Source organism: Chromobacterium sp. ASV23, assembly GCF_016428945.1.
GTDB lineage: Bacteria > Pseudomonadota > Gammaproteobacteria > Burkholderiales > Chromobacteriaceae > Chromobacterium > Chromobacterium sinusclupearum.
Genome location: NZ_JAELTR010000003.1, coordinates 67,018 through 91,907, shown reverse-complemented (window position 1 = coordinate 91,907; position 24,890 = coordinate 67,018). Strand labels below are relative to the sequence as shown.

The following is a 24,890-nucleotide window of genomic DNA, read 5'->3' as shown; positions in this document are numbered from 1 at the left end:
AGCGCGGCAAGAACATAAACAACAGATCCCACGAGGCCAGCCATGATCCACATCGCCTTCGACCACAGCTATGCCCGCGACCTGCCCGGCGCATGGCAAGCCGCGCAGCCGGACATGCCGCCCGCGCCGGCGCTGCTGTTCTGGAATGCCGAACTGGCGGACGAACTGGGTCTGGACACGGCGCAAGCCAGCGCAGCCGAGCTGGCCCGCCTGTTTTCCGGCGCCAGCCTGCCTCCGGGCGCGCAACCCATCGCCCAGGCCTATGCCGGCCATCAGTTTGGCGGCTTGTCGCCGTCGCTGGGCGATGGCCGCGCGCTGCTGCTGGGCGAAGTGATCGATCGCCATGGCCAGCGCCGCGACATCGCCCTCAAAGGCAGCGGCCGCACCCCCTTCTCCCGCCGCGGCGACGGCAAGGCGGTGGTCGGGCCGATGCTGCGCGAACTGATCCTGGGCGAGGCGATGCAGGCGCTGGGCGTCCCCACTACCCGCGCGCTGGCGGTGGTAGCCACTGGCGAGGCTGTGCAACGCGAGCGCCAGCTGCCCGGCGCGGTGCTGACCCGCGTCGCCGCCAGCCATCTGCGCGTCGGCACCTTCCAGTACTTCGCCATCCACGGCGAAACCGATACGCTGAAAAAACTGGCCGACTACACCATCGCCCGCCATTACCCAGAACTGGCAAACCAAGACCATCGCTACCTGAGCCTGTTGAGCGCGGTGGCGGAGCGCCAGGCCGAGCTGATCGCCCGCTGGATGCACGCAGGCTTCATCCACGGCGTGATGAATACCGACAATATGGCGCTGTCCGGCGAAACCATAGACTTCGGCCCCTGCGCCTTCATGGACGCCCACCACCCGGATACGGTGTTCAGCTCCATCGACCACACCGGCCGCTACGCTTACGGCAACCAGCCGGCCATCGCGCAATGGAATCTGGCGCGCTTTGCCGAAACCCTGCTGCCGCTGATCGCGCCGGACGATCCCGGCTCCGCCGTCCCGGCCGCCACCGAAATCATCGAAGGCTTCGCCGACCGCTACCAAACCCACTGGCTGGATCAGGCGCGCCGCAAGTTCGGCCTGCTGGACGCCAAGGCGTCGGACAAGCAACTGCTGCAAGACTGGCTGGCGCTGCTGGCGGCCTATGGCGTGGATCACACCCTGGCCTGGCGCTATCTGGCCGACGAGGCCGAAGGCAAACCGGACAGGCTGGCCGCGCTGTTTCCCTCCGCATCGGTATTGGAACCGTGGCTCAAACAATGGCAAAACCGCCATGTGCCGCGCACCCGCCGCCCGCCCGACATCGCCGCCGCGATGCGCCGCGAAAACCCGCTGTACATCCCGCGCAATCACTTGGTGGAAGCAGCGCTGACCGCAGCCAGCGAGCATGGCGACATGGGGCCGACATTGACGCTATTGGAGGCGCTGAGCCAGCCATTCAACGAGCGAGAAGGCCTGGAACGTTACGCGCTGCCAGCCGCGCCGGAGGTGGCGGAGGGATATCGGACCTTCTGCGGCACCTGATGTCCACGGCAACAGGGAACCTCCTCACACCAAAACAGTCTTCATGCAGAATGTCATACCCGCCAAATTGAACGAAAGCCAGATGCCCTGCATGAATCCGCGCTACCAATTCCATCACATGGGCATCCCCACCACCGAGCCCAAGCCGAACGAACGCTACAGCGCCAAATACCGGATGTACACCGCCGATGCCGATAGCGCGGATTTCCGCATCCAGTGGCACCGCTTCGAGCCCGGCTGTCCGCTGCATCCGCTGATACAGACCGTGCCGCATCCGGCATTCAAGGTGCCCAGCCTCGCCATGGCCATCGCCGATAAAAACGTGTTGCTGGGGCCCTATGAACCGCTGCCGGGCTTTCACGTCGCCATCATCGAAGAAGGCGGCGTGCCTATCGAGCTCATCGAGACCATGCTGAGCGACGAAGAAGTCTGGGGCCGCGCCAAGCAGGGGGCGTCAGAACTTTATTCAGGCAGCCAAGGCTGACCACTCAGACCAGCCACTTCACCATCACATAATCATCCATCACAAAGCCGTTGCCGATATCGGCCACCACCTGCTCCCGCACGGTGAAGCCGCGCTTCTCGTACACAGCGATGGAGCCGGCGTTATGGCGGCTGACGGTCAGCATCAGCGTGGCGCAGCCCTTGGCGCGGGCGGCGGCTTCCACTTCGTCCATCATGCGGCCGCCCAGGCCTTGGCCGCGCAGTTCTTCCAGCAGATACAGCTGCTCCAGCTTCATCTCCCCGAACTTGTCCGTCAGCGCGTAGCTGCAATAGCCGGACAGCTTGCCATCCACGCGCAGCAGGCGGAACCAGCGGTCCGGCGCGTCCAGGTAGCGGCTCAGTTTTTCCGGCGTGTAACGGCTGGACAGCATGTAGTCGATCTGCTCGCGCGTGATCATGCTGATGAAGTGCTGGTGCCAGATGGCTGCGCCCAACTCGGCGATGGCATGGAAATCATGGGTGGTCAGAAAATCCAATATGGCATGGCGCTTCATGGCAGCGGGCTCCTGTATCGATCGCTTGATCGCGAGGCAATTGTCGTAGACATTTTCACCACTTTATTCCAACGCCGCGCGCGCAGCCATCATCATGGCCAAATAGCCATGCTAAGCGACTAAAATGGTATTTTCTCCCCCCGCAACGGACACGCCATGACGCAAGCCCTGAAGCTATCGCAACTGATAGGCTCACTCAGTTACGCGCTGGACATCACGGAAGGCCAGCCGGAAGGCCATTGCGTGCGCAGTTGTTGGATAGGCATGCATATTGGCCGCGCCATCGGGCTGTCGCCGCAGGAACTGTGGGATCTGTACTACACCATTCTGCTGAAAGACCTGGGCTGCAGCAGCAATGCCGCGCGGATTTGCGAGCTTTACCTCACCGACGACCGCGATTTCAAGCAGGACTTCAAACGAGTGGGCGCCAGCCTGCCGCAAATGCTGGGTTTTGTGTTCGCCAATACCGGCACCCATGCCGCTGGCTGGCGGCAACGCGCCGCGTCCATTCTCAACGTGCTGCGCCGCGGCAAGGAAATGGCGGATGAGTTGATCAACACCCGCTGCCACCGCGGCGCGGACATCGCCCGCCAGTTGCGTTTCAATGAAAACGTGGCGCGCGGCATCCAATATCTGGACGAGCACTGGGACGGCTCCGGCCGGCCATTGGGCCTGAGCGGCCAGGCGATTCCGCTGAACGCGCGCATCGCCCTGCTATCCCAGGTGATCGACGTCTTCAATGTCACGCACGGCCGCCACGCCGCGCTGGACGAGGCGGTGAGCCGCGGCGGCGGCTGGTTCGACCCGGAGCTGGTGGCCGCCTTCCGCGGCGCGGCGCGAGACGATGGCTTCTGGCGCCAGCTGGAATCCGACGACATCGAGCAGGCTGTGCTGGATCTGGAGCCCGCCCAGTTCACGGTCCCCTTGGACGAAGACTATATGGACGAAATCGCCGAAGGCTTCGGCCAGGTCGTTGACTCCAAGAGCCCGTTCACCGCCGGCCACAGCCACCGGGTAGGCCACTACGCCGACCGCATCGGCATGGAGCTGGGGCTGGACCCGCAACGCCGCCGCTGGCTGAAGCGCGGCGCGCTGTTGCACGATGTGGGCAAACTTGGCGTCAGCAACACCATACTGGACAAGCCAGGCAAGCTGACGCCGGAGGAGTGGGAGGCGGTGAAACGCCACGCAGCCTACACCGAAACCATCCTGGCGCGGATCGAGTCGTTTGCCGAACTGGCCCGCGTCGCCGGCGCCCACCACGAACGGCTGGATGGCACCGGCTATCCGCGCGGCCTGGTGGCAGACCAGATTGCCCTGGAAACCCGCATCATCACGGTGGCCGACATCTTCGATGCCATCCACGCCGCCCGTCCCTACCACCCGGAAAACCCGGTGCCCGTCACGCTGGACATCATGCGGCAAAGCCTGGGCAGCGCGCTGGACCCGCACTGCTTTGCCGCCTTGGAGGGCGTGCTGCGCGAAGAGGACGCGCTGGAGAGCGATCTCATCTGCTTGACCTAAGGGGCTGTTGACATTTGGTGAGCGGTCGCGCCGGGATGCGTTTTGCGCCGAATCGAGGCGTTTCGCGCGCCGCATTTCATTCTCTGCCAGCGCGGAACAACGAAGAGTCGGCGCGAAATGCGCCCGGCCCTGCCATGGAAACCTTGGACCATGAACGAGAAGCTTGACGCGCTGGCCGCCGTGCTCGATCTAGACTCCCCACCGCGGGAAACGCTGCGCCTGCGTTTCGGCCTGGCCTGTGCACAGCGCGTCGCCCATTTACTGGAAAATCCCGAGGTTGCCGCCTGCCTGAGCGGGCTGGAACGCTATCTGGCCGGCGGGATAGACCGCGCGGCGCTGAACGCCTTGGCCTTGCGCGCGGCCGAATTGGCCCGGACCCACCCCGGTTCGGCGTCGCTGGACGGCTGCGGCCACGCGGCGGTATCGGCCAGCCATGCGGTGGCGATGGCGCTAGCCGGCCGCGCTCGGCAGGCCGCGGATTACGCGGCCTATGCCGCCGTTTACGGCCAGGGCGGCTACGGCGCGGCGGCGGATCCGTCCGCATTCGAGCCGGAATGGGATTGGCAGGCCCGCTGCCTGAAGCAACTGGCCGGCGCAAACTCGGAAATCTAGCGGTTCATCGAGAACTTACACAGCCCGGTTACCCGCCATTACAATCACACTCCCATCAGAAAATTTGGCCTCCACCGGACTGCGCATGCACTTCATCTTCGACATAGACGGCACCCTTTGCTTCGACGGCCATACCATCAGCCCTACCATACAAAACGCGCTGAGCGAACTGGAAGAACAGGGGCACCAGATCGGTTTCGCCTCCGCCCGCCCCTATCGCGACATGCTGCACTTGCTGGATGAGCGCTTTCACCATGGCCTGTTCGTCGGCTCCAACGGCGCCATGACCTACCATCAAGGCGAGCTGTGCGATATTCAGCCGCTGGCCAAGCGCACGCTGGACCAATTGTGCGAGCTGGCGGAACGCTTGGAAGCCTCCTATCTGGTAGACCTGCCCTGGCACTATCACTACCGCGGCGATCCCGATCATCCGTTCATGGGCTGGGTCGATCCGGCACGCCGGGCCAACCAGGTCGCGCGCGACGACATCCGGCTGCCGGTCAAGCTGCTGGTCACCGAATGCGCCGACGGCCCGGCCCTGCAGCTGGCGCTGGCCGAGCGCGACGATATCGCCATCCATCACCACTCGGACCAACAGATCGTCGATATCACCGCCCATGGCGTGAGCAAGATGAGCGCCTTGCTGCGTCATGGCATCGCCGCGGACCAAGTGGTGTGTTTCGGCAACGACAGCAACGACCTGTCGATGTTTGCCGCCGCACGCCACCCGGTGCTGGTGGGCAGCCACCCGCAACTGTTGCCGTACGCCGCCGAACAGGTTGCGCGCGACGAGCAAGTCGAGGAAACACTGCTGGCCGCCATCGAGCAACTGGGGCGGACCATGCCATGCTGAATTGTCTGAGCGCGGTATACTGAAGGCATATTTCTGCAGAAAAGACACTACGATGATCCTGGTCCACACGCCCAACCCCAAGGAAGTTTCCGCCTATCTGGAACTGTTTCGCGCCGCCATGCCAGAGCGGCAGTTCGTCGACCTGGAACATGCCCAGCTGTCCGACATCCGCCACCTCGTCACCTGGGGGCTGCCGGACGGCCTGCTGGCTGACATGCCTCGGCTGGAAGCGCTATTCGCGCTGGGCGCCGGCGTGGACAAACTGATGACGCGTCCGGACCTGCCTGCCGATCTGCCGGTCTACCGGCTATTGGACGGCGGGATGGCGGCGCAGATGACCGAATACATCCGTTACGGCGTGCTGGGCTATCAGCGCAATATGGACCTGTACCGCCGCCAACAAGCCACGGGCCAGTGGCGCAAGCTGGCGCCGAGGCTGCCTGGCGATATTCGCGTCGGCATTCTGGGGCTGGGCGAAATTGGCAGCGCCGTTGCCCAATCGCTGGCGCGGGACGGTTATCAGCTTAGCGGCTGGAGCCGCAGCCCCAAAAACATTGAAACTGTACGCTGCCTGCATGGCGAGGCCGGGCTGGCCCAGCTGCTGGCCGAAAGCCAGGTGCTGGCCTGCGTATTGCCGTCCACGCCGGATACCCGCGGCCTACTCAACCGCCAACGACTGGAGGCGCTGCCGCAAGGCGCGATGCTGATCAATGCCGGTCGCGGCGACCTGCTGGATCAGGATGCGCTGCTAGCCTTGCTGGACAATGGCCATCTGCGTTGCGCGCAACTGGACGTGTTTGCCGAGGAGCCTCTGCCGGCCGACCATCCGCTGTGGCGCCACCCCGCCGTCGCCATTACCCCGCACGTTGCCGCCATCACATTACGCCAGCCGGCCGTGGAGCAAATCGTCGCGGGGCTGCGGCAATTGGCGGCCGGCTTGCCTGCCGCCGGCCTGGTTCAGCGCGCACAAGGTTATTGAACGACCGCCATCCAACAGGCCGCCCTTGCAAAAAGGCGGCCTGCACCACGCCAGTGGTTATGACGTAAAATATCGCCCGCTATAAATTGCATGGCTATTCGATACCGGCATTCACAATAATCGGCAGACACTTGCAGCGCCGGATTCAGCTTGCGCCTAAAAAAATGGAGCGTCTTTATATAAAAGGCGCGAATCAACCCCCTATCCTCCCACTCCAATCCACAAATAGCCTCCTGCCGCTACGGCAATCTCACTCCATACCCTGCCCTATAAAATCCGCGCCGCAAGACTCGCCCAACAAGCAGCCATTTAATCTCCTGCACCCGGCTATAAATTCAAGCCTTGCCAAAATACAATACATTACAAATGGGTTTTCAAAATCAAAAAATATCCATACGTCAATTTCGCGCATTGCATAATTTTGATCGAGGTCAAAGGTGTGCTTGATCGCGACATTATGCCGCAGGACAAATAGTGGATGGGTATGGCATGTTCCGGCGATCGTTTTCAAGACGGAAGGCCATGCATGAAGAGAAGCTCGAAGTACCGGAAAGAGATAATCATGGTGTTGCTAATAAAATTGATCCTGATTTCTCTGATCTGGGGCATGTTTTTTAAAGAAAGACCCAATATGGATGCCGCTGGCGTGGCAAGCCATTTATTGCAGCAAGCTGGAGAGAAGCCATGAATGAGACGTTGATCGATCTGTCTCGATTGCAATTTGCCGTAACGGCCTTATACCATTTTCTATTTGTTCCGCTGACGCTGGGCATGGTGTGGATGCTGGTGATCATGGAATCCACCTTTGTCATCACCGGCAAAGAGATTTACCGCGACATGACCCGTTTCTGGGGAAAACTGTTTGGTATCAACTTCGCGCTGGGCGTCACCACTGGCATCACCATGGAGTTCCAGTTCGGCACCAACTGGGCCTATTACTCGCACTATGTGGGCGACATCTTCGGCGCGCCGCTGGCCATCGAAGGCTTGATGGCCTTTTTCCTGGAATCCACCTTCATCGGCCTGTTCTTCTTTGGCTGGGACAGGTTGTCGCGCGCCAAGCACCTGATGGTGACCATCCTGATGGCCATAGGCTCGAATCTGTCCGCCTTGTGGATCCTGATCGCCAACGGCTGGATGCAGAACCCGGTGGGCGCCCACTTCAACTACCAGACCATGCGCATGGAAATGTCCTCGATGTGGGACATCATGTTCAACCCGGTGGCCCAGGCCAAGTTCGTGCATACCGTCAGCGCCGGCTATGTCACCGCCGCCTGCTTTGTGCTGGGCATTTCCAGCTGGTACATCCTGAAGGGCCGCGACCTGCCGTTCGCCCGCCGCAGCTTCCGCATCGCAGCCGCCTTCGGCTTCGCCTCCGCGCTGTCGGTCATCGTGCTGGGCGACGAATCCGGCTACACCGTGGCCGAGTCGCAGCACGCCAAGATCGCCACCATCGAGGGCATCTGGCATACCGAGGACGCGCCGGCCGGCCTGACGCTGTTCGGCATTCCGGACAAACAGGCGCAGACCAACCACTACGAAATCAAGATTCCCTATCTGCTGGGCCTGATCGGCACCCGCAGCGTGGACAAGCCGATTCCCGGCATCAGCGAAATCATCGCCCGCAACCGCGCCCGCATCGTCAACGGCCGCGAAGCGGTGATAGCGCTGGAGGCGCTGCGCAAGTCGCCGCAGGACCCGGCCTTGCGCGCGGCGTTTGAGAAGCACGAGGCCGATCTGGGCTTTGGCCTGCTGCTGAAGAAATACGTCGCCGACGTGCGCCAAGCCACGCCGGCCATGATAGACCAGGCCGCGCAGAGCACGATTCCAGAAGTGGCGCCGATGTTCTGGAGCTTCCGCGTGATGGTGGGCCTGGGCTTCAGCTTCCTCGCGCTATTCACGCTGGCCTTCTGGTTCTCGCTGAAAAACAGTTTCGCCGAGCGCCGCTGGCTGCTGAAGTGGGCGCTGTGGTGGATTCCAATGCCGTGGATCGCGGCGGAGCTTGGCTGGGTGGTGGCCGAATACGGCCGCCAGCCGTGGACGGTTTACGGCCTGTTGCCGACCCATCTGTCCACCTCCTCGCTGACCGCGGCCAGCGTGGCGGCGTCGCTGACCGGCTTCGTGCTGTTCTACACCGGCCTATTGGTTGCCGAAATGTATTTGATGGTGAAATACGCCCGCCTGGGCCCGGCCAGCCTGGGCACCGGCCGCTACCACAATGAATCCGCCCCGCAACTGGCCGCCAAGGAGGCATGAGCATGTTTGATTACCCAACCATCAAATTCATCTGGTGGCTGCTGGTCGGCGTGCTGCTGATCGGCTTCGCCATCATGGATGGCCACGACATGGGCGTGGGCACGCTGCTGCCCTTCGTCGGCCGCACCGATACCGAACGCCGCGTCGCCATCAACACCATCGCCCCGCATTGGGACGGCAACCAGGTGTGGTTCATCACCGGCGGCGGCGCCATCTTCGCCGCCTGGCCCTTTGTCTACGCCACCGCTTTCTCCGGCTTTTACTGGGCGATGCTGGCCGTGCTGTGGGCGCTGTTCTTCCGCCCAGTGGGTTTCGATTACCGCAGCAAGCTGGAGAACCCGCGCTGGCGCGCCTTCTGGGACTGGGGCCTGTTTGTCGGCGGTTTCGTGCCGCCGCTGATCTTCGGCGTGGCCTTCGGCAACCTGCTCTTGGGCGTGCCCTTCCATTTCGACGATACCCTGCGCCCGTTCTATGAGGGCAGCTTCTTCGCCCTGCTCAATCCGTTTGCCCTGCTATGCGGCCTGGTATCGTCGGCGATGATCACGCTGCAAGGCGCCACCTTCCTGATGCTGCGCACCGACGGCGAGGTGGCCGAGCGCTCGCGCAAGGCCGCCATCGCCTGCGCCATGGCGGTGATCGCGCTGTTCGCGCTGGCCGGCCTGTGGGTGAGCCATCTGCAAGGCTATGTGATCCTGAGCGGCGCCGAACCGGGCGCGGCCAGCAACCCGCTGGCCAAGACCGTCGGCCGCGAAGCCGGCGCCTGGCTGGGCAATTACCATCGCTATCCGCTGACCATGGCGCTGCCGCTGCTCGGTTTCGCCGGGGCGGCCCTGGCCGCGGCTTTCGCCGCCTCGCGCAAGTCCGGCGCGGCCTTCATCGCCTCCAGCCTGGTGCAAACCGGGGTGATCGGCACCGCCGGCGCCAGCCTGTTCCCCTTCCTGATGCCGTCCAGCTCGGATCCGCGCTCCAGCCTCACCGCCTGGGACGCCACCTCCAGCCATCTGACGCTGAACATCATGTTCTGGGCCGCGCTGATCTTCACGCCCATCGTGCTCAGCTACACCAGCTGGTGCTATCGAGTGATGCGCGGCAAGGTGACGGGCGCGCATGTGGAACGGAACAGCAAAAGCCTTTACTGATTAAGGAGACAAACCATGTGGTACTTCGCCTGGATGCTGGGACTGCCGCTGGCGGTCGCCATGGGCGTGATCAACGCCGTGATCGAGGAAAACCTGCATCACGACGACTGATCGCAGTGTCAGGCGCCTGAAAGGCACCATCTAGAAACAGAACGGCATGTCGCTTGGCGCGGCATGCCGTTCTGCCGTCTGGAACCCATCGGCCGGCCTATCGGACAGGAGGAAGAAGGCCGGACCATCCGGCCTGCTTCACAAAACCATACAGTCGTTTCATAAGCGCATGAAAGACAAAGCGCATTTTATTTGTAAAATAAAAATGTCAAAGGCATATATAGAAAGGCCAGTAGCCGCCCGCCGCCGGCTTTTCTAACATCGCCGCCAATTCATTGCTGCATTGCACAAGGAAATGAAATGGCAGACATCGTTCACTCAATCCGCATCCTCCCCGGCAAGCTGACGCCGGAACAACGGGAAGATCTGTCCCACGAGCTGTTCCGGCTTCACGACACCATCTTCGCCGGCATCGACTACGCCGGCTTCAAGGCCATGGTCATCTCGCCGCCGTCCGAGCACAGCAGCCTGCTGCTGCACCGGAACCTCCAAGGACAACTGGTGGGCTACTGCGCGATGCACCGCTTCCGGCGCCAGATAGGCGGCCGCACCTGCAGCGTGTTGCGCGTGCAGTCCGGCCTGCTCAAAGCCTACCGCGGCAAGAACAGCAACTTCGCCTTCCTGGCGAGCCAGATCATGCGCCATTGGCTGAGCCACCCGCTGCGGCCCCTATATTTCTTCGGAGTGATGCTGCATCCATCCAGCTACGCGGTCATGCACAAGTTCGCCCACCGCATGTGGCCGGCGCCGGGCCATGATGACAGCCACCCGCTGGCAGCCAAGGCCTACGAATTGTTCTCCAGTTTCCAACTGACGCCGGTTTCGCCGGAAAGGCCCTACATCGCCAACGTCGGCATCCTCACCCGCGATGGCAAGGACGATCACCATTACTGGCAGAATTCCGCCAAACCGTCCGACCGCTTCTTCGTCAGCGTCAACCCCGGCTACCGCGACGGCCACGGGCTGCTGGCGCTGATGCCTCTATCGCCGCTGGCGGTGGGACATGCGGTGGCGCGCTGGATGAAACTGCGCAAGCAGAAGAAAAATCGCTGATCCTACGCGCGCCGGGGCCGGGATATTTGGACCAAATCAATATCCCTCCCCCGCCCGCTGGGCAGCTCCGGCAATGAAAGCAGCTATCCGCACAACGGATTCAAGACCATCAAGATGGCGAACCGCCGCTAAGCCCACACCACGCCATCGGTCAGCACTTCCTCCGCGCGCTGCAAGGCAGCGGCCAGATCGGGCTGCAGATTATCCTCGCCCAAGCGCTCCATCAGACGGGAGCCCTCCAGCATGTCCATCACCTCATCCGTCGCACCGCACAGGATCAGCGTCTTGCCCTGCTCCGCCAGCCGCGCGCGCAGGGCTTCCAGCGCCAACAGGCCGGAGGTGTCGAGCAGAACCAGCCTATGCAGCTGCAAGATGATCACACGCGCACGCGGCGCTTCCTTCAGGATGATGTCAACGCTGTCCGCCGCGCCGAAAAACAGCGCGCCCTCGATGCGGAAGGCTGCGCAGCCGTCCGGCACGCTTTTGCCGGCAATGCTGTGGCGCTCGAACAGTTGCGCATGCTCCGGCAACAGCTGATGGATGGCGGTATGGCTGGCCATGCTGCGGATGAAGAACACCGCGGCCAGCAGCAGGCCGATTTCCACCGCCACGGTGAGATCGAAAGCGACCGTCAATGCGAAGGTCACCAGCAGCACCAAGGTGTCGTGCGGCGGAAACTGCCGCGCCTTGCGGATGTCCCAGTCGCCCATCTTCAGCGCCACCGACACCAGAATCGCCGCCAGCGCCGCCAGCGGCACATGGGCGGCCAGCGGAGCGGCCAACAGCAGCACCATAAGCAACAGCGCAGCATGGAACACCGCCGCCAGCGGCGTGCGCGCGCCATTGCCGATATTGGTGACCGAACGCACCACCGCGCCGGTGGCCGGAATGCCGCCGAAGAACGGCACCACCATATTGGCGATGCCCTGCCCTATCAGCTCCTGATTGGCGTCGTGCTTGTCGGCCGTGAGGCTGTCCACCACCACCGCGCACAGCAAGGATTCGATCGCGCCGAGCAGGGCGATGGTGAACGCCGGCGCCAGCAAATCGGACAGATGGACAGGGTTCAGGTCCAGTCCGGCCGGCGACGGCAGCCCTTGCGGAATGCCGCCGAAGCGGCTGCCAAGCGTCGCCACCGGCAAATCGAACAATACGGTCGCCAGCGTGGCCAGCACCAGGGCGACAAAGGGCGACGGCAACAGCCGGTTCAAGCGCTTAGGCCATAGCAGAATCAGCAGCAGCAGCCTCGACGACAGCAGCGTGGTCGGCCCATCCAGGCCGGAGAAATGCGCGCGCAGCGTCGCCATCACGGCGAAAAAGCCGGACGGCATTTTCGCGATGGGCAGTCCGAAAAAGTCCTTCAACTGGGTCAGAAAGATCAATACCGCGATGCCGTTGGTGAAGCCGGTGATCAGCGGCATGGGGAAAAAACGTATCACCTGCCCCAGCCGAAACACCCCCATCAGCACCAGCATGATCCCCGCCATGAAGGTGCAGATCAGCAGATTGGCCACGCCGTAGCGGCTGACGATGCCATACAGGATCACGATGAAGGCGCCGGTGGGACCGGTGACGCACAGCCGGGTGCCGCCCAGCGCGGCCGCCAGCGCGCCGGCGATGATGGCGGTGACGATGCCGGCCTGCGGCGGCACGCCGCTGGCTATCGCGAACGCCATCGCCAGCGGCAGCGCGACGATGCCGACGGTGACGCCGGCCATAAGATCCGCCCGCAGTTGCTTGGCATTGTAGTGACGAAGGGTATCGAGCAGGCGGGGGCGGAAAACGAGGGCGGACATCGCGCGTGCTTTCTGATTTTGAGCTGAGTATGCTGTCAGCGTAGTTCATCGCCATCCGCAGCGCCTTATCGATGGCGCGGCGGGTCGGCAGCTCAGCGCTGCCATGCCGCCTGCCGAGCATCAAGCCGTCCACCCTGGCAACGGCGGAACGCCCGGCAAAGCCGGGCTTCCGCCCTACATGGCCTTGAATTGCGCGGCGAAACTGCGGCTCAGCGGCAGCTTGTCGCCGCCGTGTTTCAACAGCACAAAGCTGCGGCCCAGCAAGTCCTGCTCTATGCCCTGCACCGCCGCCAGCCGCACGATCAGCCCGCGGTGGATTTGGGCAAACTGCCTTGGGTCCAGCCGCGCCGCCAGCTCCTTCAGCGGCGTGCGGATCAGCTGTGTCTCGCCGGCCAGCACCAGCTCCGTGTACTTGTCGCAGGCTTTGAAATACTGCACTTCATCCACCGCAATCAACCGCTTGCTGTTGCCCAGACCGGCGGTAATCCAGCTCAGGTATGCCGGCTGCGCCTCGGCCGGCGCCGCCGCGATGGGCGGAACCAGCGGCGCGGCCTGCTGCAGCCGGCTGATGCAGCGCAACAACCGGGCGTCGTCGATGGGCTTAAGCAGGTAGTCCAGCGCCGCCGCGTCGAAAGCCTGCAAGGCATATTCGTCATAGGCGGTGACGAACACCACCCGGCAACCGCTGACGCTCCTGGCCACCGCCATGCCATCCAGGCCGGGCATGCGGATGTCGAGGAAGGCAAAGTCCGGCCGCAGCCGGTTGATCTCAGCCAACGCCGACGCGCCATCGTGAACCACGGCGAGAATCGCCAACTGCGGCCACAATCTGGACAAGGCGGATTGCAGCGCGGCGGCCAGCAGCGGTTCATCGTCGGCGATCAGGGCGGTGGGCATGGGTTTTCCTAGGCAATGCGGCCAGTCATTATGCAATCGGCAATACCAGTTCCGCCAGCACGCCGCGCGGCTGCCCCGGCGACAAGCGCAGCTGCGCCGCCGGGCCGTACAGCGCGGCCAGCCGTTCGCGGATATTGGCTAGCCCCACGCCGGCCGGCGCCGCTTCGGCGATGCCGACCCCGCTGTCGCGCACCATCAAGCGGAGCGAGCCGTCCTGCCGCTCGGCGCGGATAACGATTTCGCCGCCGGCCACGCTGGGTTCCAGCCCATGCTTCAGCGCATTCTCCACCAGAGGCTGCAGCAGCAAGGGCGGCAGCGGCAGCGCCTTCAGCTCCTCCGCCACCTCCACGCTGACCCGCAGCCGTTCGCCCATGCGGATGGCGGCGATGTCCAACAGCGCGCCCACCATGTCCAGCTCCTGGCCCAGCGTGCCGCTTGCGCTGCGGCTGCGCGCCAGGCTGCCTCGCAGATAGGTATTCAAATAGCCGAGCATGCGGCTTGCGCGCGGCGGATCGATCTCGATCAGGCTTTGCACATTGGCCAGGGTGTTGAACAGGAAATGCGGCTCGATCTGCGCCTGCAACATGGCCAGCTGCGCCGCCGTCTGCGCCTCGCGGCTTTCCGCCTCGCGCCGGCGCGTGGCCTCCAGCTCGCCGGCCAGCGCCTGAGAACGGTAGTACAGCAGGCTCAGCGTCATGGCGAACATCGCCACCAGCAAGGTCGGCACGAGAAACAGATACGCCCGCTCCGGCACGCGCAAAGCTAGCGCCAACACATCGAATGCGCCCAGCCAGGCCGCCAGCTTGAAGCCGAACGGCACGCTGAACAGCAGCACCAAGACATAGACCAGCGCGCGATTCAGCTTGAGCCGGCCCAGCACGCTGCCGCTCAACCAGCAGCTATAGCCTATGCAAAACGAAATCAGCACGTTGTCGTATAGCCGGTCCCAGCCGCCCAACGAGGAAAAGAACAAAGCGATGGCCAGATTGATGCCGCTGCAGACGGCAAACTCCTGAAGTACGCCGGACCAGCGCTGGTATGCATTCATGATTAGGCCTCAATAAAAATAATCAAACACCAGCTGCCAACTCTGCTGCGGCATCGCCGCGCCATACTGGGTCAGCGCTCCGCCGTCGAATCGCTGCCACTGCAAGGCCAGATCGACATGGGGCCAATGGTAGCGCGCCTCCGCCCAGTTCATGCCGCTATGGTCCACCAGGCTGGTCTGCCGCATCGCGGTCAGGTCCAGGCTGTACACCAGCGCGTCCTGCCAGCTGGCGCGCAACAGGGCCGCCCGCCGCGTCAACAGCGAGGTCGAGTTTGCCATGCTCTGGCGATAAGACCCATAGAACGGGCTTTGCCGCAGACGGTCCCAATCGGCCGCCTCCGGCGCCGCGCCGTCGTACTGGCCCTCGAGCGTCAAGCTCAGCTTGCTGGCGCCGGTCCAGGTGCTGCCCAGCGCCAGCCGGTTGCGCCAGCCGCCAGCCTCTTCACCCAGCCAGCGCCGCCAATCGCTCTTTGTCTTTCCGCCGGCCCATTCGACGTAGGCGACGGTGGAGTCGGTCAGCACATGGCTGAGATTGAATCCGAGCTGCGGCGAGCCGCCCTGCTGGCGGAACGCTAGCCATTGCGGGTTCCAGCTTTCGGAAAATTGATAACTGAAAGCCAGCAACATCCGCTCCCTGGGGTTGCTCGCGCCCCAGTCCGCGCTCAGGCCGTTGCCGCTGGGGGCGTCGGCCAGCTTGGGCGACCAGATTCCGGTCAGCGAGGCCCTATCCCACAGTTTTTGCCAGCGCAGCATGGCGTTGCCCAGCCGGTTTTCGCGCAGGCTTTCCTGGTCTGCCGACACCACCGAGCGCACCGTGCCCTCGCCCAGAAAATCAGTCGGGTTATAGCCCACGCCCACGCCGTATCGGGTGTTGACACGGCCGATGTCCAGCAGGTTCTGATCGCCGAATTCCCGGCTCAGGTAGGCTTCGCGCAGCGTGTTGACACCGTGCGCGCGCTGCGGCGAATTGACGAAGCTCTGATCGAGGCGATCCGAAAACACCGCGCGCCAGTCCGGGCTCAACCGGCCATCCCAACGCAGATCGAAGGACAGCCGCTGCGCGTCCGGCATCGCCTGGTTGACGATGGCGGCGGATTCGAACAACAGCTTCAGGTCGCGCGGCTTGTCGCTCATCGCCGGCGTTTGGTCCGCCAGCTGCAGCGCCGCCGCGTCGTCATCGGCCCAGGCTGCCGCCGGCAGCGCCGCCAAGGCCAGCATCAACCAGACGCGCATCGCTCACTCCGCCCTGAAGCGCGGCAGATAGTCGCGCTGCAGCCAGGCCTCCGGCACCTCGCGCCAGGCGAAGTCGCTGTTGCGCATCACCGTCACCCATTTGGGGTTCAGGCCGTCAATGATCACTGTCTCGGTGGGCCGCTCGCGGCCCAACACCTGCTGATACCCGCGATAGTAGGCGGTTTTCAGCAGGCTGCCGCTTTCCGAGTAGAACTTGGCCTTGCGGCTGCGGTAGCCATCCTTGTCCAGCCACAGGTCGATGGCGTGATAAGTGACGCCGCCGTTGCGGGCCGACAGATGCAGTTTGTAGCAATGCCGGGGTTGGCGGTCGCCATCCTGGATGTCCTCCTCGCCGTCCAGCCGCGCGCGGTAGTCCAGCGCCAGGTTCACCGTCACCACGTCGCCATTGGAAGCCTGGCCCAGCAAGCGCTGCTGCGGCGAAATCGGCACGCTGGCCTTGCTGGCCGGGTCGTAAAACCACAAATCGTTGCCGTTCTTCAGCATCAGCTTGCCGGCGTCGCGCGCCGGGCTGACGAAGCGCAGCAGGCTGCGAAACTGGCCGCTGTTCTGGTCGGCGCGCGAGTACACCGCCAGCGCGCTGCGCTCGTTCTCCTGGCCGTCCTTGTAGCTGACCAGCGAGACGATCAGGCCGAACGGCTTGTCCGGATTGCGCACCGCATCGCTGCCCGCCAGTATGGTCTGCGCGTCCGGCGCGGCCAGCGCAAACGGAGCGGCCAGGGCAAAGGTCAGGACTATCAGCATCGTTTTCATCTTCTTTTCCTCAAGCATGGCGCAGCGCGTCCACGATCACGGCGCGGGCGGCGCGGCGCGCCGGCCACCAGGCGGACAGCATGGCCATCAGCATCAGCCCCAGCGCGGTGGCCAGCATCATGCCGTTTTCGCCCCACAGCCGGACATAGATAGGCGCCGGGTCCACCTGACCCGGCGGCAGCCAGGTCAGCCCGGCGTGGTTGATCAGCGCCGCCAGCAGCAGGGACAGCGCAATGCCGCAGACGCTGCCCAGGCCGCCCAGCATCACGCCCTCGCACAGGAATAGCCGCTGGATGCCCCCGCGGCGCAAGCCCATGGCCCGCAACGTGCCGATCTCCACCGTGCGCTCCATCACCACCATATTCATGGTGTTGGCGATGGTGAACAGCGAGACGCAGCCGATCAGAATGGACAGGAAACCGAAGATGGTGCCGAACATGCCGGTGATCTGGCCGTATTGCGGCTGCAGCTCGCTGAAGTCATACACCGCCAGCGGCTGATCCTTCAGCGAAGTGTTGAACAACTGGGCCAACCGCGCGCGCGCCGCCGGGATCTGGTAGGTGTGCTGCAGTTGCAGCGCGATGGCGGTCACGCGCGGCTCGTCCGAGCCGTACACCAGCCGCTGCGCCTGGGCCAGGTGCAGGCTGACGAACATATCGTCCAGCTCCTTCACGCCCATGCTTTGCGCCTTCACCACCTGCAGCCGGGCCACATTGGGCGCGCCGCTGGCGGTGGCGGCCAGCAGCTCGATGCTGCCGTCGGCCTTAGGTTGCGGCGAGGAGGCGGACAGCGCGGCCAGGTCCGTCGGCATGGCCGCGCCGGCGGCAACTGTTGGCGGAGGCGGCGCGCAGTGGCCCATTTTCAGCGCGTCGCACAACTGCAGCACGCGCGCCAGGCCCTTGCCTATCACCGCCGCGTCGGGCGCGCTGCCGGTCAGCGCCGCCGGCTTGGCCGGGATGCCAAAATGATAGTCGTCCCACTGCCGCATCCGGTTCTGGCCGTCCACCTCGCTGCCTTGGGCGAATACGGTGCGCGAAGCGCCGGCGGCGTAATGGCCGGCGATGCCGCCCAGCGACAGCGTGGGCGTCACCACGGTCAACATCGGCTTCAATACCGGGTCGTTTTGCACCACCCGCATCACCCGCTGGTAATCGCGGATGCCGTAGGCCGCCGGGTTGCCGCTGCCATACAGGAAAAAGTCGCGGTGCTGGATCTGCAGATGCCCCATGCCGCGGACAAAGCTGGTTTGCAGACCGTACTGCACAGTGCGGTTGTAGCCGCCGAACAGCAGCAGCGCCACCACGCCCGCCACCATGGTGCCCAGCGTGGCCAGGGTGCGGCGGCGATTGCGCAAGAGATTGCGCCAGGCCAGTTTGACGGTATTCATGCGATTTCCTTTTCGATTTGCGCCTGCAGCTGGCTGACGCGGCCGTCGCGCACCTGATAGCGGTCGTCCGCGGCGGCGATCACCTGCGGGTCGTGCGAGGAAAACACCACGGTCAGCTGATATTGCCGCTGCAGATCGCGCAACAGACCCAGGATGGCCGCGCCGGTCTGGCTATCCAGATTGGCGGTGGGTTCGTCCGCCAGCACCAGCGACGGCCGATGCGCCAGCGCGCGGGCAATGGCCACCCGCTGCCGCTGGCCGCCGGACAATTGGCCGGGCCGGTTGCGCGCCTTGTCCGCCAGTCCCACCGCGTCCAGCAACTCGCTCACTCGGCGCTTGCGCTCCGGCGCCGGCACCCGGTTCAAGATCATCGGATATTCCACGTTCTCGTATGCCGACAGCACGGGCAGCAGGTTGAAGTTCTGAAAGATGAAACCGATATGGCGGGCGCGGAAATCGCTGAGCGCGTCGTCGCCCAGGTGAACGATGTCCTGCCCGGCCACCAGGATGGAACCCGCGTCCGGTCTATCCACGCCGCCTATCAGGTTCAGCAATGTGGTCTTGCCGCTGCCGGACGGACCGGCCAATACGGTGAAACCGCCGGGGCGGATGGTCAGCGCCACATCCTGCAGCGCCGGCACCGTGATCTGATCCAACTGGTAATGCTTGCAAACGCCGCGCATCTCCACTGTCCACATCGATGCTCTCCTCATAAGATTGGCCACCCCGGGACTATAAACAGCCGCATCGCCCCCTGCTCCGGCTTGCGACGAAATGCAGCCATGCGGCGCGAGCGGCCCTCAGCCGTCGCCAGCCGCATGACGTACGCTTGACCTGCGGCATCGACACCTACAGCCGAGCGGGGTAGGATCAAAACCATGCTTACTCTATGGTAAAGGCCAGCCTATGACCCCAGACCAAGACAAGACCCCACAGACGCCGGACATGGAACCGCCGGAAACCGCCGCCCCTCAACGACGCCAGACCGCCCGCCAGCGCAATGTCAAACGCGTGCATGACGCGTCGGTGCAGACCATTCAGGAGATCAGCCAACAGCCGGTGGCGCAACAAGTGGCGCTGGCCCCGGCCGGCAGCAGCGAGGACAGCACCACGGCCGAGCTGCCGCCCGGCTATCCCTACCATACGCGGATGCGCCGGCCGGAATACGAGCGGGTGAAGCAGGAGCTGCAGATCGAGCTGCTGAAAGTGCAAAGCTGGGTCAAGGAGAGCGGACAGAAAATCGTCATCCTGTTCGAGGGGCGCGACGCCGCGGGCAAGGGCGGCACCATCAAGCGTTATATGGAGCACCTGAATCCGCGCGGCGCCCGCGTGGTGGCGCTGGAAAAACCCAGCGAGCAGGAACGCAGCCAATGGTACTTCCAGCGCTACATCGCCCACCTGCCCAGCGCAGGCGAAATCGTGTTCTTCGACCGTTCCTGGTACAACCGCGCCGGCGTGGAGCGCGTGATGGGCTTCTGCTCGCCGGTGGAATATCTGGAGTTCATGCGCCAGGCGCCGCAGTTGGAGCGCATGCTGGTCAATAGCGGCATCCGCTTGTTCAAGTACTGGTTCTCGGTCAGCCGCGAGGAGCAGCTGCGCCGTTTCATCTCGCGCCGCGACGATCCTCTGAAACACTGGAAGCTGTCGCCGATAGACATCCAGTCGCTGGATAAATGGGACGACTACACCGCCGCCAAGCAGGCGATGTTCTTCCATACCCACACCGGCGACGCGCCCTGGACGGTGGTGAAGTCGGACGACAAGAAACGCGCCCGCCTCAACTGCATCCGCCATTTCCTGTCGCGGCTGGACTATCCGGGCAAGGACACGCGCGTCGCCCACGCGCCGGATCCGCTAATCGTGGGTGATCCGGGGGAAATGATAGGCGCATGATCGGCGCAGAGCCTGACCTTTCTAATGGGCCGGGCAAGATACTGGACATATGTGCATTGCCGCAGGAATCGTCAATGGCATAAAATAACCAAAACAAGCGTCAGGACTTAACCTAGTCCCGGCGCTTTCTTTCGTCCATTCCTCATGCCCTCGCCCATGAATCATGACCCTGCTTGTCGCCGCGCCCGCAGCGCGCCTTCCCGCTTCCGCCCGGCAGCCGCTCTGCTATCGGCGGTCCTGGCTGGCGCGCCGGGTTCTGGCGGCTTGGCGGCGGACGGTTCCTCTCCCGCGCTGACCATCAGCGGCGATATCGGCCACTTCACCGATCCCGGCAGCAAAACCTACACCATCAGCTTGCCCAGCCTGGCCAGCATGCCGCAGCGCAATATCACGACCGCCACCGACTGGACGCCCAAAGGCACGTTCAGCGGGCCGCTGCTGCGCGACCTGTTGGCCAAGGCCGGCGCCCGCGGCACGCAAGTCAAGTTCTACGGCGCGGACGATTACAGCATCACCGTGCCGATTGCCGATTTCAGCCGCTACGACGTGATCCTGGCATGGCGCTGGAACGGCAAACCGCTGCAGCTGGAAAACTACGGCCCGTTCTGGGTGATGTACCCGATTCCGACGATGTCGTCAGACGAAACCGGCGGCACGTTCACCTCCAAGCTGATCTGGCAGGTCACCCGCATGGAGGTGAGATGAGCCTCGCCAAACGCTTCTCGCTGAGCGAGATATTAGGCTATGGCCGCGTATTCATGGCGATATCGCTGTGCGCCACCTTGCTGATTTCCGCCGCGCTGTATTCATCGGTGATCAAGCGGCCGATTCCAGACAAGGCCAGTGATTTGTACTGGATGGTGGCGCAGCTGCAGCTATCGCTGAACCGAGTGGAAATGGACGCCTGGCGCTACCAGGCAGGACAAATTCCCCGGCAGGAGGTAGACAGCAGCTACGCCATCGCCATCAGCAAATACCGCATGTACTCGCAGCCGTCCGCCGCCAATGCCATATTGGCGGCGGTGCCGGGCTTCCCGGAATTACGGACCGCGCTGGCCGGCGTGTTCGAGCGCCCGCCGCGGCAATGGAGCCGGCAAGACGCTCAGCAATTGTCCCAGGACTTGGCGCAGCTGCGTCCGCAGCTGGCGGACTTCGCCGTCCAGGCCAGACAGCGGGAAAACAGCGAGATGGTGCAGCAGATGAAACTGATGGAAAACCATCAGACCATGTATCTGCTGGGCTTGACCTGCTGGCTGGGCTTTCTCTGCCTGTTCTGGGTGGTGATGCACCGCTTCGGCAAAATCAAGCGCCAGGCTTCGCAGCAGCAGCAGATCCTGGAGCGCGAGCAGGCAGCGCGCGCGGCGCTGGTACAAAGCGAGCTGGCGCGCGACACCTTCCTCGCCACCATCAGCCATGAAATCCGCTCGCCCCTGCAAAGCATCCAGACGTGCGTCGAACTGCTGGAATACAGCGTGCAGCGCGACACGCCGGGCTATGGCTACCTCGCCCGGCTGAAACACAGCACCGAGCACTTGCTGGAGCAGGTGCGGGACATCATGGACATCTCGGCGCTGAAAAACCATCAGCTGACGCTGGAACCGGCCGCCACCGACATCGCCGCGCTGATCGAAACCGTAGAGCTGGCGCATAGAAGCAATGCCGAAGCCAAGGGCTTGAGCCTGCGCATAGACTGTCCGGTCCTCCCGGCATTGTGGCTTGATGGCCACCGGCTGCGGCAGATCGTCTGGAATCTGTTATCGAATGCCATTCGGTACACCGACAACGGCCACATAGAACTGACCTTGCGCTACCATGAGCGACAGCTGGAAATTTGGGTAAGAGACACCGGCGTCGGCATTCCGGATGAAATCAAAGCCCAATTGTTTCGGCCTTTCGCCCGCGGCAAGAACCGCCGCCCCGGCAGCAGCGGCCTGGGCCTGGCCATCGTCCACGAGTTGGTCATGCTGTTCGGCGGCAGCATCAAGGTTTCCAGCCAAGTGGGCGCCGGCAGTTGCTTCCGGCTACTGCTGCCCGCCTTGGAGGCGGCAAGCATGACCGAGCTTGAAGACGCGGAGCCGCAGCCAGGACGCATCCTGCTGCTGGACGATGACGAGCATATTCGCGAGTCGTATCATGCCCTACTGGAAGCCAAGGGCTACTCGGTGGACACCGTGGCCACGGTGCCGGCGGCCATTGAAAGAGTGCTGTCGCAACGCTACCACCTGCTGCTGCTCGATCTGCAGGTCGGCAACGCCAGCGGCTACGAAGTGGCTGAGGCGGCGCGGCAAACGCTGACCAATCTGAAAACCCCGGTCATCGGGATGACCGCGTTCAAACAGGAATTCTACGATCCGCGCCAGACGCTGTTGACCGGCAAGCTGGAAAAGCCATTCAACTTCGGCCAGCTGCAGAAACTGCTGACGCTCCACCTGCCCGCAAGCCGGCAGGGGGCCGCCAGGACGGCCTGAATCTTCACCCACCATCCCATCCCCCGGCGCTGAGCCGGCGGCGCGCATCGATCGCTTGCCGTCACCATGCATCAGCCCGCCTCCGCACCCCCAAACCTGGCCAGGGACTGGGCCGATCTTGGTCTATTTTAAGATTTCCAAAAGACTCCCCTGCTTCCATCAAGGGGATTGCCGACAAAATCCAGATGACGTTATATTCAAACCAAATAAGAAGAACTACTTATAGCCCATCGCAATCCCGGAAAACACGTGGTTTAGCAGGTAATGGTCATGAATCAGACGCAACAAAAATGGGGCCACCTGGGCATCCGCATCATCCTGGTCGCGGCAGTAGCCATCACGGTTGCGTTTGCCGTGATGATCGCACTGATCGCCAAGCTCAACTACAACGAGGCCATCGACAACGGCTACCAGCTGGCAACGGAACAAGCCGCCAGCTACGCCAAGGATGCCGAAAGCGATTTCGACCGCGGCTTTCAACTGCCCAAACACCTGGCCGGCGCCATCGAGGGCATACGCCGCACCGGCAAGCCGGACCGCAAGCAGACCGACGCGATGATCATGCAATTTCTGGACAACGCGCCGCAGTCCATCGGGCTATGGATGCTGTGGGAGCCTAACGCTTTCGACGGCAACGACAACGCTTTCCGTTTCGATTGGCCGCGCCATGACCCCTCCGGCCGCTATCAGCCCTATATCACCCGCAATGCGCAGGGCAAGGCGCAGATGGACGTGATGGTGGACAGCGACCGCGTCAAGCAGTTTCCCAAATACAAGGAACATCCAGAAACGTATCAGCCGGATTACGAAAAGCCCGGCTGGGGCGATTTCTACTACGTGCCCAAGCAACGTGGACGCGACACCATCACCGAGCCGTACCCCTATGAGGTGCAAGGCAAAAAGGTGCTGGAGAGCTCCCTGGCCGTGGTCATGAAAGACGCCAGCGGCAAGATGACCGGCGTGTCGGCTACCGACGTGGCGCTGGACCAGCTGCAAAAGCGCTTTGGCCCCATCCAACCGCGCGAAACCGGCTTCATCCGCATCGTGTCCGAAGGCGGAATCTATGTCGTCAACCCCCAGGCCGAGCTGCTGGGCAAGCCGGTGGCCAAGGAAGACCCGCTGTTCGCCCACTTGCCGGACATTAAAAAAGGCAGCGACTTCGTCTACGAAGACGGAGGACTCACTCACTTCTTCCATCCCATCCGGGTCGGCGAAACCGGCCAGTTCTGGTCAATCGGCATCAGCATTCCCACTGCGGCCATCACGGCCGACGCCCGGCGCTCGATGTTCGCGGCCATCGCGATTGGCGTGGCGGCGCTGGCGCTGATCCTGCTGTTGCTGACCTTAGTGATCCGCACGCTGACCAAGCCGCTGATCAAACTGGCGGAAACCATGGAGCAACTGGCCGACGGCGGCGGCGACCTGACCTCGCGCATCGCCATCGCCAACCGCGACGAGATCGGCCGCACCGCCTATGCCTTCAACCGCTTCCTGGACAGCCTGCGCGACATGTTCATCCAGGTGCGGGAGCAAAGCCGCCAGGTTTCAGCCGCCGCCAGCCAGCTCAGCCATTCCGCCAGCCAGGTGCACGACGCGTCCACCCAGCAATCCGATGCCGCCTCCGCCAGCGCCGCCAGCGTGCAACAGGTCACCGTCGGCGCCCAGCACATCGCCGACACCGCGCAACAGGCCGGCAGCATCGCCCGCGAAACCGGCGAACTGACCGAACAGAGCGTGGCCAAGGTCAACCGCGTCACCGGCGAAATCCAGCGCATGACCGACACCATGCACGCGCTGGCCGACCGCATGAGCGGCCTGGGCAACCGCTCCAATGAGGTCACCACCATCGTCGGCGTGATCAAGGACATCGCCGACCAGACCAATCTGCTGGCCCTGAACGCGGCCATCGAAGCGGCGCGGGCCGGCGAAATGGGCCGCGGCTTCGCCGTGGTGGCCGACGAAGTGCGCAACCTGGCCGGCCGCACCGCAGAGGCCACGGTGCAGATCACCCGCATCGTCGAAGCGATCAGCAGCGAAACGCGCCAGGCGGTGGGGGACGTGCAGAACAGCAGCCAGCAGGTCGATCTCAGCGTCGGCATCGCTGAAGAAGCCAACCAGGCCATGCGCGAAGTGCAGGACTACAACCGCCAGCTGGTGGCCAGCATTGTCGATATCGCCACGGCCACCCGCCAGCAATCCAGCGCCAGCCAGGAAATCGCCCAGAATGTGGAGCGCATCAGCGGCATGGCGCAAAGCAATAACCAGACCGTGCGAGAAGTCAGCGATGCCGTCACCCGCCTGCGCGAGCTGTCCAGCGAACTGGAGCAACTGGTGGGGCACTTCAAGTTGTAATC

24 protein-coding genes are annotated in these 24,890 nt (G+C 63.5%); 15 read left to right on the top strand and 9 right to left on the bottom strand.

Annotation, left to right across the window (positions count from 1 at the left end; all coding sequences use genetic code 11):
• Positions 1–42: 42 nt before the first annotated feature.
• Positions 43–1,518 (top strand): YdiU family protein, encoded by a 1,476-nt coding sequence (locus JHD59_RS02510; protein WP_199153022.1) that lies wholly within the window; start codon positions 43–45, stop codon positions 1,516–1,518.
• Between the two features lie 43 nt (positions 1,519–1,561).
• The gene (locus JHD59_RS02505; RefSeq protein ID WP_199153021.1) at positions 1,562–2,002 is read left to right on the top strand and encodes a hypothetical protein; all 441 of its coding nucleotides are present in this window, start codon (positions 1,562–1,564) and stop codon (positions 2,000–2,002) included.
• A gap of 4 nt (positions 2,003–2,006) precedes the next feature.
• Here JHD59_RS02505 and JHD59_RS02500 read toward each other — a convergent pair whose 3' ends face one another.
• On the bottom strand, positions 2,007–2,516 hold the full coding sequence (locus tag JHD59_RS02500; protein WP_199153020.1) for a GNAT family N-acetyltransferase: 510 nt from the start codon (positions 2,514–2,516) through the stop codon (positions 2,007–2,009).
• Between the two features lie 156 nt (positions 2,517–2,672).
• On the opposite strand from JHD59_RS02500, the gene JHD59_RS02495 reads away from it, so the two are divergent.
• The 4 genes from JHD59_RS02495 (at position 2,673) to JHD59_RS02480 (ending at position 6,484) form a co-directional block, all read left to right on the top strand.
• Positions 2,673–4,040, top strand: a complete 1,368-nt coding sequence (locus JHD59_RS02495; protein ID WP_199153019.1) for an HD-GYP domain-containing protein — start codon at positions 2,673–2,675, stop codon at positions 4,038–4,040.
• 150 nt (positions 4,041–4,190) lie between these two features.
• Positions 4,191–4,652 (top strand): putative immunity protein, encoded by a 462-nt coding sequence (locus JHD59_RS02490; RefSeq protein WP_233163857.1) that lies wholly within the window; start codon positions 4,191–4,193, stop codon positions 4,650–4,652.
• Positions 4,653–4,737: 85 nt separating this feature from the next.
• Positions 4,738–5,505 carry an HAD-IIB family hydrolase gene (locus JHD59_RS02485; protein ID WP_199153017.1) on the top strand — a complete coding sequence of 256 codons (768 nt, stop codon included), beginning with the start codon at positions 4,738–4,740 and terminating at the stop codon, positions 5,503–5,505.
• A gap of 52 nt (positions 5,506–5,557) precedes the next feature.
• Positions 5,558–6,484, top strand: coding sequence for a glyoxylate/hydroxypyruvate reductase A (locus tag JHD59_RS02480; protein ID WP_103319329.1), 927 nt, complete (start codon positions 5,558–5,560; stop codon positions 6,482–6,484).
• A gap of 250 nt (positions 6,485–6,734) precedes the next feature.
• Here the strand turns inward: JHD59_RS02480 and JHD59_RS02475 are convergent, their stop codons facing one another.
• The gene (locus JHD59_RS02475; RefSeq protein WP_199153016.1) at positions 6,735–6,995 is read right to left on the bottom strand and encodes a hypothetical protein; all 261 of its coding nucleotides are present in this window, start codon (positions 6,993–6,995) and stop codon (positions 6,735–6,737) included.
• Positions 6,996–7,010: 15 nt separating this feature from the next.
• Between JHD59_RS02475 and cydP the strand changes: the two genes are divergently transcribed.
• From cydP to JHD59_RS02450, 5 genes are all read left to right on the top strand, one after another.
• Positions 7,011–7,172 carry a cytochrome oxidase putative small subunit CydP gene (gene cydP, locus JHD59_RS02470; protein ID WP_199153015.1) on the top strand — a complete coding sequence of 54 codons (162 nt, stop codon included), beginning with the start codon at positions 7,011–7,013 and terminating at the stop codon, positions 7,170–7,172.
• A complete protein-coding gene (locus tag JHD59_RS02465) occupies positions 7,169–8,740 on the top strand; it encodes a cytochrome ubiquinol oxidase subunit I (protein WP_199153014.1) in 1,572 nt (523 codons plus the stop codon). The genes cydP and JHD59_RS02465 overlap by 4 nt, the downstream gene beginning before the upstream one ends.
• 2 nt (positions 8,741–8,742) lie before the next feature.
• Complete coding sequence (cydB, locus tag JHD59_RS02460; protein ID WP_199153013.1) at positions 8,743–9,879, top strand: cytochrome d ubiquinol oxidase subunit II; 1,137 nt, start codon at positions 8,743–8,745, stop codon at positions 9,877–9,879.
• A 15-nt stretch (positions 9,880–9,894) separates the two neighbouring features.
• On the top strand, positions 9,895–9,990 hold the full coding sequence (gene cydX / locus JHD59_RS02455) for a cytochrome bd-I oxidase subunit CydX (protein WP_082693332.1): 96 nt from the start codon (positions 9,895–9,897) through the stop codon (positions 9,988–9,990).
• A 300-nt stretch (positions 9,991–10,290) separates the two neighbouring features.
• On the top strand, positions 10,291–11,043 hold the full coding sequence (locus JHD59_RS02450) for a hypothetical protein (RefSeq protein WP_199153012.1): 753 nt from the start codon (positions 10,291–10,293) through the stop codon (positions 11,041–11,043).
• A 128-nt stretch (positions 11,044–11,171) separates the two neighbouring features.
• On the opposite strand, the gene JHD59_RS02445 is transcribed toward JHD59_RS02450, so the two are convergent.
• The 7 genes from JHD59_RS02445 to JHD59_RS02415 form a co-directional block, all read right to left on the bottom strand.
• Positions 11,172–12,839, bottom strand: a complete 1,668-nt coding sequence (locus JHD59_RS02445; protein WP_199153011.1) for a SulP family inorganic anion transporter — start codon at positions 12,837–12,839, stop codon at positions 11,172–11,174.
• Between the two features lie 174 nt (positions 12,840–13,013).
• Positions 13,014–13,736 carry a LytTR family DNA-binding domain-containing protein gene (locus JHD59_RS02440; RefSeq protein WP_199153010.1) on the bottom strand — a complete coding sequence of 241 codons (723 nt, stop codon included), beginning with the start codon at positions 13,734–13,736 and terminating at the stop codon, positions 13,014–13,016.
• Between the two features lie 28 nt (positions 13,737–13,764).
• Complete coding sequence (locus JHD59_RS02435; protein WP_199153009.1) at positions 13,765–14,784, bottom strand: sensor histidine kinase; 1,020 nt, start codon at positions 14,782–14,784, stop codon at positions 13,765–13,767.
• Between the two features lie 9 nt (positions 14,785–14,793).
• The gene (locus tag JHD59_RS02430; RefSeq protein ID WP_199153008.1) at positions 14,794–16,017 is read right to left on the bottom strand and encodes a hypothetical protein; all 1,224 of its coding nucleotides are present in this window, start codon (positions 16,015–16,017) and stop codon (positions 14,794–14,796) included.
• A gap of 3 nt (positions 16,018–16,020) precedes the next feature.
• Positions 16,021–16,788: an outer membrane lipoprotein-sorting protein gene (locus JHD59_RS02425; protein WP_103319314.1), complete on the bottom strand. Its 768-nt coding sequence runs from the start codon at positions 16,786–16,788 to the stop codon at positions 16,021–16,023.
• A 10-nt stretch (positions 16,789–16,798) separates the two neighbouring features.
• Positions 16,799–18,175, bottom strand: coding sequence for an ABC transporter permease (locus tag JHD59_RS02420; protein WP_199153007.1), 1,377 nt, complete (start codon positions 18,173–18,175; stop codon positions 16,799–16,801).
• Positions 18,172–18,873 carry an ABC transporter ATP-binding protein gene (locus JHD59_RS02415; protein ID WP_199153006.1) on the bottom strand — a complete coding sequence of 234 codons (702 nt, stop codon included), beginning with the start codon at positions 18,871–18,873 and terminating at the stop codon, positions 18,172–18,174. The genes JHD59_RS02420 and JHD59_RS02415 overlap by 4 nt, the downstream gene beginning before the upstream one ends.
• A gap of 208 nt (positions 18,874–19,081) precedes the next feature.
• Between JHD59_RS02415 and ppk2 the strand changes: the two genes are divergently transcribed.
• From ppk2 to JHD59_RS02395, 4 genes are all read left to right on the top strand, one after another.
• Positions 19,082–20,068 carry a polyphosphate kinase 2 gene (gene ppk2, locus JHD59_RS02410; protein WP_233163856.1) on the top strand — a complete coding sequence of 329 codons (987 nt, stop codon included), beginning with the start codon at positions 19,082–19,084 and terminating at the stop codon, positions 20,066–20,068.
• A gap of 156 nt (positions 20,069–20,224) precedes the next feature.
• A complete protein-coding gene (locus JHD59_RS02405) occupies positions 20,225–20,773 on the top strand; it encodes a molybdopterin-dependent oxidoreductase (RefSeq protein WP_199153005.1) in 549 nt (182 codons plus the stop codon).
• Positions 20,770–22,536 (top strand): hybrid sensor histidine kinase/response regulator, encoded by a 1,767-nt coding sequence (locus JHD59_RS02400; RefSeq protein WP_199153004.1) that lies wholly within the window; start codon positions 20,770–20,772, stop codon positions 22,534–22,536. Before JHD59_RS02405 ends, JHD59_RS02400 begins: the two co-directional genes overlap by 4 nt.
• A 270-nt stretch (positions 22,537–22,806) precedes the next feature.
• Complete coding sequence (locus tag JHD59_RS02395; RefSeq protein WP_199153003.1) at positions 22,807–24,888, top strand: methyl-accepting chemotaxis protein; 2,082 nt, start codon at positions 22,807–22,809, stop codon at positions 24,886–24,888.
• Positions 24,889–24,890: the final 2 nt, after the last annotated feature.

Bases quoted from the DNA above. Each gene is read 5' to 3' on its own strand.
- JHD59_RS02510 (WP_199153022.1), top strand. From the start codon at position 43: ATGATCCACATCGCCTTCGACCACAGCTATGCCCGCGACCTGCCCGGC.
- JHD59_RS02505 (WP_199153021.1), top strand. From the start codon at position 1,562: ATGCAGAATGTCATACCCGCCAAATTGAACGAAAGCCAGATGCCCTGC.
- JHD59_RS02500 (WP_199153020.1), bottom strand. From the start codon at position 2,516: ATGAAGCGCCATGCCATATTGGATTTTCTGACCACCCATGATTTCCAT.
- JHD59_RS02495 (WP_199153019.1), top strand. From the start codon at position 2,673: ATGACGCAAGCCCTGAAGCTATCGCAACTGATAGGCTCACTCAGTTAC.
- JHD59_RS02490 (WP_233163857.1), top strand. From the start codon at position 4,191: ATGAACGAGAAGCTTGACGCGCTGGCCGCCGTGCTCGATCTAGACTCC.
- JHD59_RS02485 (WP_199153017.1), top strand. From the start codon at position 4,738: ATGCACTTCATCTTCGACATAGACGGCACCCTTTGCTTCGACGGCCAT.
- JHD59_RS02480 (WP_103319329.1), top strand. From the start codon at position 5,558: ATGATCCTGGTCCACACGCCCAACCCCAAGGAAGTTTCCGCCTATCTG.
- cydP (WP_199153015.1), top strand. From the start codon at position 7,011: ATGAAGAGAAGCTCGAAGTACCGGAAAGAGATAATCATGGTGTTGCTA.
- JHD59_RS02465 (WP_199153014.1), top strand. From the start codon at position 7,169: ATGAATGAGACGTTGATCGATCTGTCTCGATTGCAATTTGCCGTAACG.
- cydB (WP_199153013.1), top strand. From the start codon at position 8,743: ATGTTTGATTACCCAACCATCAAATTCATCTGGTGGCTGCTGGTCGGC.
- cydX (WP_082693332.1), top strand. From the start codon at position 9,895: ATGTGGTACTTCGCCTGGATGCTGGGACTGCCGCTGGCGGTCGCCATG.
- JHD59_RS02450 (WP_199153012.1), top strand. From the start codon at position 10,291: ATGGCAGACATCGTTCACTCAATCCGCATCCTCCCCGGCAAGCTGACG.
- JHD59_RS02445 (WP_199153011.1), bottom strand. From the start codon at position 12,839: ATGTCCGCCCTCGTTTTCCGCCCCCGCCTGCTCGATACCCTTCGTCAC.
- JHD59_RS02440 (WP_199153010.1), bottom strand. From the start codon at position 13,736: ATGCCCACCGCCCTGATCGCCGACGATGAACCGCTGCTGGCCGCCGCG.
- JHD59_RS02435 (WP_199153009.1), bottom strand. From the start codon at position 14,784: ATGAATGCATACCAGCGCTGGTCCGGCGTACTTCAGGAGTTTGCCGTC.
- JHD59_RS02430 (WP_199153008.1), bottom strand. From the start codon at position 16,017: ATGCGCGTCTGGTTGATGCTGGCCTTGGCGGCGCTGCCGGCGGCAGCC.
- JHD59_RS02425 (WP_103319314.1), bottom strand. From the start codon at position 16,788: ATGAAAACGATGCTGATAGTCCTGACCTTTGCCCTGGCCGCTCCGTTT.
- JHD59_RS02420 (WP_199153007.1), bottom strand. From the start codon at position 18,175: ATGAATACCGTCAAACTGGCCTGGCGCAATCTCTTGCGCAATCGCCGC.
- JHD59_RS02415 (WP_199153006.1), bottom strand. From the start codon at position 18,873: ATGTGGACAGTGGAGATGCGCGGCGTTTGCAAGCATTACCAGTTGGAT.
- ppk2 (WP_233163856.1), top strand. From the start codon at position 19,082: ATGACCCCAGACCAAGACAAGACCCCACAGACGCCGGACATGGAACCG.
- JHD59_RS02405 (WP_199153005.1), top strand. From the start codon at position 20,225: ATGAATCATGACCCTGCTTGTCGCCGCGCCCGCAGCGCGCCTTCCCGC.
- JHD59_RS02400 (WP_199153004.1), top strand. From the start codon at position 20,770: ATGAGCCTCGCCAAACGCTTCTCGCTGAGCGAGATATTAGGCTATGGC.
- JHD59_RS02395 (WP_199153003.1), top strand. From the start codon at position 22,807: ATGAATCAGACGCAACAAAAATGGGGCCACCTGGGCATCCGCATCATC.